Raw genomic sequence first — 8778 nt, 5'->3', positions numbered from 1 at the left:
ACTATCTGGACACTGTGCTCGCAGCTGGCCTGCAAAAACTCTCTGAAATTTAACAGGATGTTCACGCTCTCACCCTGCCCTGCTCACCCGGCTGCACAAGGTCAATCAGGCCAAGGGCCAGTTCCAGGTCAGCCTGCCCCAGTTCAAGAAGAACCTGGGGGACATGATGGTCACCATCGACGACAGCTTCATCAAGATGCTCTCCGAGACCCTGACCACCAAGCTCTCCGCCATCGAGCTCTCCACCATGGATGCCCTCAACCAGAGCATCCCCGCCCCCATCGAGGCGGCGCTCAAGCGCAACAAGATGCAGATCGAGGGCTTCAACAGCACCATCAAGGATCTCCAGGGGGAGCTCAAGGACTTCGACAACAACATGGGCCACTACGTCCATGGCTTCGTGCGCGACACCACGGGTAATGACGGCGTGCTCTCCCAATACCTGGCCCTGATGAAGCAACAGCAGGCCATGCGCGAGCAGAGCAAGCAGGCGAGCCAGCTCATCCTCAGCATCCAGAACAAGCTGGAGGGGATCACCGCCCAGAGCCAGCAGCTGATGAACGCCAGCATCCAGGCCTCCGATCGGGTGCAGACCCAGAGTACCCTGACCCAGGGGATCAGCATCGCCATCGCCATCTTCGTCGCCATCCTGGTGGCCTTCACCCTGGGCAAGGCCATCCGCCGCCCCCTGAAAGAGCTGCTGCGGGTGCTGACCGAGGTGACCCAGGGTGACATGACCCAGCGCGTCGGCTTCAAGAGCCAGAACGAATTCGGCCAGCTCGCCAGCCAGATCAACCTGCTGATCCACCAGATGGGGGATGTGCTCAAGCAGCTCTCCCAGGCGTCGACCCAGCTCAACAGCGCCGCCCACGACAACCGCCACACCACCGAATCGGTGCGGGCGGATCTGGAAAAACAGCGTCAGGAGACCGCCTCGGTCGCCGCCGCCATGACCCAGATGGAGGCCTCGGTGCGGGAGGTGGCCCAGGCCGCCAACCAGACCCTGGAGCGGGTGCAGGATGTGGAGAAGGCCTCCGAGATGGGGCGCAAGGTAATGGCAGGCAACATCACCACCACCCATCAGCTCGCGGGCAAGCTGCAGCAGACCGGCAAGGTGATTGGCGACGTGAGCGCCATGAGCGGCCAGATTGGCAACATCCTCGACGTCATCCGCGGCATCGCCGAGCAGACCAACCTGCTGGCCCTCAACGCCGCCATCGAGGCGGCCCGTGCCGGCGAGCAGGGACGCGGGTTTGCGGTGGTGGCCGACGAGGTGCGCAACCTGGCCGGTCGCACCGCCCAGTCCACCAGCGAAATCCAGACCATGATCGAGAACCTGCAGCAAGGCGTCGCCCGGGCGGTCAACGTGATGCAGGAGTGCTCCCGCGAGATGGACAGTTGCGTGGATCAGAGCTCCCAGGCCAACAACGCCATGGAAGAGGTGCAGGGCATCGTGGTGCTCATCAGCGACATGTCGAGCCAGATAGCCTCCGCCGCCGAGCAGCAGCAGGCCACCAGCGCCGACATCGCCACCAACCTCAACCGCATCTCCGACATCTCGGATCTCAATTATCAGGGCATAGAGCGGGTCGCCGAGACCAGCCAGCAGCTCGACTCCCTTGCCGAGCAGCAGGAGGGGCTGGTCCAGCGCTTCCGCCTCAGTGCCTGATGGCCACGACCCGATACGACAAGGCCCCGCATTGGCGGCAATGCTGTTCACTTAAGAGAATTTGAGTTCCAGTCCACGTAGTATCAGGGCTAAAAAATGAGGGAGGCATGATGCCTCCCTCTTTCTATTGCAAGCCACGCTGGATAAAGGCTGAAGGAACATCGACTGGAAACAGCCTTGCTCCCCCAACTCAAGTCGCATTTATGAATAATTAGTCAAAAATGTGCTTATCTGAACAGCATTGCCCGCATTGGCGGGGCCTTGCTTTTTACTGGCATGCGGCGCGGGATCAGGCGTAGGCGATGGCGCCCTTGCCGACCCCTTCATAGGCGACAATCTTGACGAACTTGTCCCCTACCTGCTTCTTCACCTCGCGGGCGATGTAGTGGGCCAGCAACTCGATGGTGGTATCGGTGTCGATCATCTCCACCTCCGCCGCCGGCATGGCGAGCTGGAACAGCCCCTGGGGCGCCACGTACTTGAAGCCGATGTAGTGAGTGTCCCCTTCTTTCAGTGACGCCTCGGCCCGCTCGCTCAGGGCGAGTTCGCCAAGGGCCACCCTGTCCTCTTCGGTGCCCAGGTAGATGTCGGCCCAGCGCTCGGCCCAGTTGAACTCCAGCTCCTCGTCACGCTCCCCGTCCACCAGGATCTCGACGGGAGAGCGGTGGCCGTGGGCGATGCGCTGGCAGTTGCCGTCGTGCTTCTTGAGGCCGTGGCTGTAGTGATAGAAAGCGCCCTCGATGCGCTCCGAGCGCAACGTCAGGGAGAGATCCTTGATGTTGCCGGGCAGACGCTTGGCCAGTACCCCCAGCAGATAGCGGGTCACCGACTCTTTATCCACCTGGGGGGCGGGAATGAAGGCAAAGCCCTGGGTCGGGCAACGCAGGTGAATGGCGCGACCCGGACGCAGCAGATCCACGGTGCTCTCGTCGTTGTCCAGCGCGTGGACATGGACCAGGGGACATTCCGTCGGCACCAGCAGCTTGTGATCCACCTCTTCATCGATGATCGACTTGATGAGCTTCTTCACCCGACCGAAGTCCAGCAACATGCTCATCTCGTTGAGTTCGCCACTCATCTCGATGTCCACCAGCCAGCTCTCGCCCACCATGCCGCGGCGCTCGCATAAATAGCTGGAATCGATCACAGTCAAATCTCTAACAAATAACTTCATTACTCAGGCCTTGCTACAGAGAAAGTGCAGTTTGCGATATTATGACCCCGGATTATCGGCAAAGGAACTGGAACCCCCCATGAACAAATTGCTTATCAAGAATGCCACCCTGGTCAACGAAGGCCGCATCTATGCCTCCGACGTCCTGATCGAGGGTGAGCGGATCGCCCGCGTCGCCCCGGACATCAGTGCCCCCGATGCCGTGGTGATCGATGCAACGGGCCGTCATCTCATCCCCGGGATGATCGATGATCAGGTCCACTTCCGGGAGCCCGGCCTGACCCACAAGGGAACCATCGCCAGTGAATCCCGGGCCGCCGTGGCCGGTGGCACCACCAGCTTCATGGAAATGCCCAACGTCAATCCCCAGACCACCACCATCGACGCCCTCGAAGCCAAATACCAGATCGCCGCCAACTCCGCCGCCGCCAACTACAGCTTCTACCTGGGTGCCACCAACGACAACCTGGAAGAGATCAAGAAGCTCGATCCCAAGCAGTCCTGCGGCATCAAGATCTTCATGGGGGCCTCCACCGGCAACATGCTGGTGGACAACCAGGAGACCCTGGCAGCCATCTTCCGCGAGAGCCCGGTGATGATCGTCACCCACTGCGAGGACACCCCGTCCATCAAGGTGCTGGAAGACGAAGCTCGCGCCAAGTGGGGCGAAGACGTGCCCATGCGCGAGCACGGCCGCATCCGCAGCGCGGACGCCTGCTACAAATCCTCCAGCATGGCGGTCTCCCTGGCCAAGCAGTACGGCGCCAAGCTGCACGTGCTGCACCTGACCACGGCGAAAGAGCTCTCACTCTTTACCGCCACCCCGGATCTGAAGGATCTCAAGGACAAGAACATCACCGCCGAAGTGTGCGTCCACCACCTCTTCTTCAACGAGGCGGACTACGACACCCTGGGCAGCCAGATCAAGTGCAACCCGGCGGTGAAGAGCGCTGCCGACCAGCACGCCCTGCTGGATGCGGTACGCAACGACGTGCTCGACATCATCGCCACCGACCACGCTCCCCACACCTGGGAAGAGAAGCAGAACAGCTACTTCAAGGCGCCGTCCGGCGTGCCCCTGGTACAGCACTCCCTGCAGGCGCTGCTGGAGCTCTACCACAACGGGGTCTTCAGCCTGGAAACCATCGTCAAGAAGACCTCCCACGCGGTGGCCGAGCGCTTCCAGGTGCAGGATCGCGGCTACATCCGGGAAGGTTACTTCGCCGACCTGGTGCTGCTGGATCTCGGCAAGCCCTACGTGGTCACCGACAGCAACCTGCTCTACCTGTGCGGCTGGTCCCCGTTCAACGGCTACCGCTTCCAGAGCACCATCGAGATGACCCTGGTGAACGGACAAATAGCCTGGCAGAACGGCCAAGTCACCGACAAGGTATTGGGCAAGCGACTCACCTTCAACCGCTGATCTGGATGATGACCGCTTCCAGCGCGCCCTGCTTGAGATGACCCTGGTCAACGGGCAAATAGCCTGGCAGAACGGCCAAGTCACCGACAAGGTATTGGGCAAGCGCTTGACCTTCAACCGCTGATCTCGGCTTGAGAGCATCACGCCAAACGGCCACCTCCGGGTGGCCGTTTTTCCTGCAAGACAGCGGTGAGGTGCCGACAAAATGCACCACTGGTCGCACTTTGATCCGAAGTTGCTCGCAAAGCAGGCAAACGATCTCGAACCTGAATTTCCCCTGTTGACAGGGTCGGGGCATCTCCATAAACTCCCTCCCCGTCAGCCGAGCTGACTCCGTCGGTGTGTAGCGCAGCCAGGTAGCGCATCTGCATGGGGTGTAGAGGGTCGGAGGTTCGAATCCTCTCACACCGACCAAATTCCCCGAGAAAGGCCTTGTCAGACGACAAGGCCTTTTCTTTTATGGTCTTCCGCCGCGATTGTCTCTCCAACCCCTTTATGCTGTAGTAAAACCCCCTTTGCCAAGCGGCCCGCATCATGTTGCCTTCCCTTCGTACTTTCTGCACCCTTGCCCTCAGCGCCCTGCTGGTCGGCCAGCTCGCGGGCTGCGCCACCGCCTATGACAGTGAAAAATCGTTCTGGAATGGCCAGACCGGTTTTTCACAGACCCAGCTTGGCCCGGCCCGCTGGCAACTGGAGTTTGTGGGAAACGATCTGGTGGACAGGGAAACGGCGCGCAAATACGTGCTCAAGCGGGCCGGTGAGGTGGCACTGGCAAAGGGATACCCCTGGATTCGGGTCGAGACGCTGACCCTGTCGCGGGATGCCGTCAGGGTCACCCCGACCCGCCCCCAATTCGGGTTCGACGAGTACGAGCCAGACACCTTCATGGACGACATGCAGGTGGAACATCGCACCTCGGCCCTGCTCGTCTTCACCCTGGAGGCCAGCCCCCGAGACGCGCAGAGCATGGAGGCCGTTTATCTCGCAAAAATTAAAATAAACAGCGATTAATACAAATAAATCACAAGATGCATATCAAATGTAGCTAACAACAGTACAAAACTCCGAAACAAGTCACTGGATTTCCCCTTCGCGATTAGGCATGCTCCAGCACACCGGCTGTCTGGATTCCACCGCCCGGATCACAAAAAAGGACTGAGGCGGCCCCTCGCCGCCTGCACAGGCATTGCACCTATCGAAACCGGAACTCCCCCATGAAAATGAACAAGTTGACCGTTGCCATCCTCATTGCGATGTTGCTTGGCATCGTGACCGGGCAGGGTTATCGCCTGCTCGCGCCCGCACAGGCCGCAGGCTTTGCCGATGACATCACCCTGCTGACCGACATCTTCCTGCGCCTCATCAAGATGATCATCGCCCCCCTGGTGTTCACCACGCTCGTGGTCGGTATCGCCAAGATGGGCGACACCCGCACCGTGGGCCGCATCGGCGTCAAGACCCTGGGCTGGTTCATGCTCGCCTCCCTGATGTCCCTGACCCTGGGGCTGGTCATGGTCCACCTGATGCAACCTGGGGTGGGGCTCTCCCTCTCCCTGCCCGATGACGGCACCAGCTCAGGCGTGGTTGCCACCGCCATCTCCCTCAAGGATTTCGTGACCCACGCCATCCCGAAAAGCGTGGTCGAGGCGATGGCCACCAACGAGATCCTGCAGATCGTGGTCTTCTCCCTCTTCTTCGGGCTGGCCGCCGCCGCCCTGGGGGACGACGCCAAGCCCGTGGTCAAGCTGATGGCCAGCGGCGCCGAGATCATGCTCAAGGTGACTGGCTACGTGATGAACTTCGCCCCGTTCGCGGTGTTTGGCGCCATCGCCGCCATGGTCGCCAAGGAGGGGCTCGGCATCCTCGCTACCTATGGCACCTTCATGGCCCAGTTCTATCTGGCGCTCGGCTGCCTATGGCTGCTGCTCATCGCCATGGGCAGCCTCTTCATCCGCCGCCGCATCCTGACCCTGCTCGCCCTCATCCGCGAGCCCATCCTGCTGGCCTTCTCCACCGCCAGCTCCGAGGCGGCCTACCCCAAGACCCTGGATAGGCTGGAGAAATTTGGCTGCGACAAGCGCATCGCCAGCTTCGTGCTCCCCATGGGCTACTCCTTCAACCTGGACGGCTCCATGATGTACTGCACCTTCGCGGTGATGTTCATCGCCCAGGCCTATGGCATCGAGCTCTCCACGGCCCAGCAGATCACCATGCTGCTGCTGCTGATGGTCACCTCCAAGGGGATGGCCGGGGTGCCCCGCGCCTCCCTGGTGGTGATTGCCGCCACCCTCAACCAGTTCCACATCCCGGAAGCGGGCATCTTGCTGCTGCTCGGTATCGACCACTTCCTCGACATGGGGCGCTCCGCCACCAACGTGCTGGGCAACGCCATCGCCGCGAGCGTGGTGGCCAAGAGCGAAGACAGCCTGGGGGAGACCGCCCCCCTCGGCGAGGTGGACACCGCCAAGGCGTGATCCCCCCTGACCCCCATGACAACGGCCCGCCTCTGCGGGCCGTTGTCATATGCCTGATGGGGCACGCCGCGCCTCAGCACCAGCGCCTGACCTGCCGGCAATAGTCGTCATAGGCATCGCCGAATTGTCGCCGCAGCGCCTGCTCCTCTGCCAGGATCTGGAAGCGGGTAAGCCAGCCCCAGAGCAGCAGCGGCCCGAGCCACACTGCCATGCCTCCCAGATAGCACGCCAGCGCCAGGGTCCAGCAGAGCAGCCCCAGGTACATGGGATTGCGGCTGATGCGATAGACGCCCCGAGTCACCAGCACCCGGCTGCTCTCCAGCCGCTGGGGGTGCACGGTGGTGCGCTGCTGCCAGAAATGCAGAAGCGCACCGCCTCCCAGCAGGGCGCCCGCCAACCACAGCGTGGCGACCAGCACCAGCCACAGGGGCGCTGCCCTCCCCTCGCCCCGCCCCAGCCACATGGCGAGCACGATGACGACGAACAGCAGCAACGGTGGAATCCGCAACGTCAGCTTCATATTTTCTTCCTGCAACACGTGCCACGATTGACGCCGTTGAGATACACTCCCAGAGTCGGCATCTGGATAAAAAGTGAAATATATCATTAGCATAGCAACATGCCATGACCAGACCTGCCGCAGCTCGCCTCAGCGATGAGCCCAGCCTCAACTCAAGACAATAAGAAAGGACTTGCCCCATGCACAAGAAAACACTGCTCGCGACCCTGATCTTTGGCCTGCTGGCCGGCCAGGCGGTCGCCGCCCCCTACCTGCCGCTCGCCGACGACCACCGCAACGGTCAGGAACAGACCGCCGCCAACGCCTGGCTGGAAGTGGATCTCGGTGCCTTCGAGCACAACATCCAGACCCTGAAGAATCGCCTCGGTGACAAGGGCCCGCAGATCTGCGCCATCATGAAGGCGGACGCCTACGGTCACGGCATCGACCTGCTGGTCCCCTCGGTGGTCAAGGCAGGCATCCCCTGCATCGGCATCGCCAGCAACGAAGAAGCACGTGTTGCCCGCGAGAAGGGCTTCGAAGGTCGCCTGATGCGGGTGCGTGCCGCCACCCCGGATGAAGTGGAGCACGCCCTGCCCTACAAGCTGGAAGAGCTCATCGGCAGCCTGGAGAGCGCCAAGGGGATCGCCGACATCGCCCAGCGCCATCACACCAACATCCCGGTGCACATCGGCCTGAACTCCGCCGGCATGAGCCGCAACGGCATCGATCTGCGCCAGGACGATGCCAAGGCCGATGCCCTGGCCATGCTCAAGCTCAAGGGGATCACCCCGGTCGGCATCATGACCCACTTCCCAGTGGAGGAGAAAGAGGACGTCAAGCTGGGGCTGGCCCAGTTCAAGCTGGACTACCAGTGGCTCATCGACGCCGGCAAGCTGGATCGCAGCAAGCTCACCATCCACGCCGCCAACTCCTTCGCCACCCTGGAAGTGCCGGAAGCCTACTTTGACATGGTGCGCCCGGGCGGCATCATCTATGGCGACACCATTCCCTCATACACCGAGTACAAGAAGGTGATGGCGTTCAAGACCCAGGTCGCCTCCGTCAACCACTACCCGGCGGGCAACACCGTCGGCTATGACCGCACCTTCACCCTCAAGCGCGACTCCCTGCTGGCCAACCTGCCGATGGGCTACTCCGACGGCTACCGCCGCGCCATGAGCAACAAGGCCTATGTGCTGATCCATGGCCAGAAGGCCCCCGTCGTGGGCAAGACCTCCATGAACACCACCATGGTGGACGTCACCGACATCAAGGGGATCAAACCCGGTGACGAGGTGGTCCTGTTCGGACGCCAGGGTGATGCCGAGGTGAAACAATCCGATCTGGAGGAGTACAACGGTGCCCTCTTGGCGGACATGTACACCGTCTGGGGCTACACCAACCCCAAGAAAATCAAGCGCTAAGCAAATTGCTGACATGAAAAAGGGCTCCCGAGGGAGCTAATGCCGATCAGTTAAGAATCCATTGACCGATCCTCAGGCTGTGTAAGAATCCGAAACTCCTTGTTGGGTTTCG

The 8778-nt window shown here is 61.4% G+C and carries 7 protein-coding genes, 1 tRNA gene and 1 pseudogene; 6 read left to right on the top strand and 3 right to left on the bottom strand.

The annotated features are described in order from the left end of the window. Positions 1-70: 70 nt before the first annotated feature. Positions 71-1669: pseudogene (locus tag OKB81_RS17990) on the top strand (methyl-accepting chemotaxis protein); the annotation flags it as partial. Between the two features lie 289 nt (positions 1670-1958). Here OKB81_RS17990 and OKB81_RS17985 read toward each other — a convergent pair. Then, positions 1959-2843, bottom strand: a complete 885-nt coding sequence (locus OKB81_RS17985) for a 6-carboxytetrahydropterin synthase (RefSeq protein WP_160837923.1) — start codon at positions 2841-2843, stop codon at positions 1959-1961. Positions 2844-2922: 79 nt separating this feature from the next. On the opposite strand from OKB81_RS17985, the gene OKB81_RS17980 reads away from it, so the two are divergent. Further along, positions 2923-4266, top strand: coding sequence for a dihydroorotase (locus tag OKB81_RS17980; protein ID WP_039038976.1), 1344 nt, complete (start codon positions 2923-2925; stop codon positions 4264-4266). On the opposite strand, the gene OKB81_RS17975 is transcribed toward OKB81_RS17980, so the two are convergent. Next, complete coding sequence (locus OKB81_RS17975; protein WP_270665135.1) at positions 4256-4570, bottom strand: hypothetical protein; 315 nt, start codon at positions 4568-4570, stop codon at positions 4256-4258. The genes OKB81_RS17980 and OKB81_RS17975 overlap by 11 nt on opposite strands. A gap of 33 nt (positions 4571-4603) precedes the next feature. On the opposite strand from OKB81_RS17975, the gene OKB81_RS17970 reads away from it, so the two are divergent. From OKB81_RS17970 to OKB81_RS17960, 3 genes are all read left to right on the top strand, one after another. After that, positions 4604-4680: transfer RNA gene (locus tag OKB81_RS17970), tRNA-Pro, on the top strand. A gap of 120 nt (positions 4681-4800) precedes the next feature. After that, positions 4801-5277, top strand: coding sequence for a CC0125/CC1285 family lipoprotein (locus tag OKB81_RS17965; RefSeq protein ID WP_041212844.1), 477 nt, complete (start codon positions 4801-4803; stop codon positions 5275-5277). Positions 5278-5480: 203 nt separating this feature from the next. Then, complete coding sequence (locus OKB81_RS17960) at positions 5481-6740, top strand: dicarboxylate/amino acid:cation symporter (protein ID WP_045525467.1); 1260 nt, start codon at positions 5481-5483, stop codon at positions 6738-6740. A 73-nt stretch (positions 6741-6813) separates the two neighbouring features. Here the strand turns inward: OKB81_RS17960 and OKB81_RS17955 are convergent, their stop codons facing one another. Further along, entirely contained in the window at positions 6814-7260 is a 447-nt protein-coding gene (locus OKB81_RS17955; protein WP_010674336.1) for a methyltransferase family protein, read from the bottom strand. A 179-nt stretch (positions 7261-7439) separates the two neighbouring features. Here OKB81_RS17955 and alr point away from each other — a divergent pair, with 179 nt between their 5' ends. Continuing rightward, complete coding sequence (gene alr, locus OKB81_RS17950) at positions 7440-8666, top strand: alanine racemase (protein WP_270665138.1); 1227 nt, start codon at positions 7440-7442, stop codon at positions 8664-8666. Positions 8667-8778 lie beyond the last annotated feature (112 nt).

Origin of the sequence: Aeromonas sp. QDB56 (assembly GCF_027705505.1) — a bacterium.
In the GTDB taxonomy this organism is placed as follows: domain Bacteria; phylum Pseudomonadota; class Gammaproteobacteria; order Enterobacterales; family Aeromonadaceae; genus Aeromonas; species Aeromonas caviae.
This window is presented reverse-complemented; position numbering and strand designations above follow the sequence as displayed.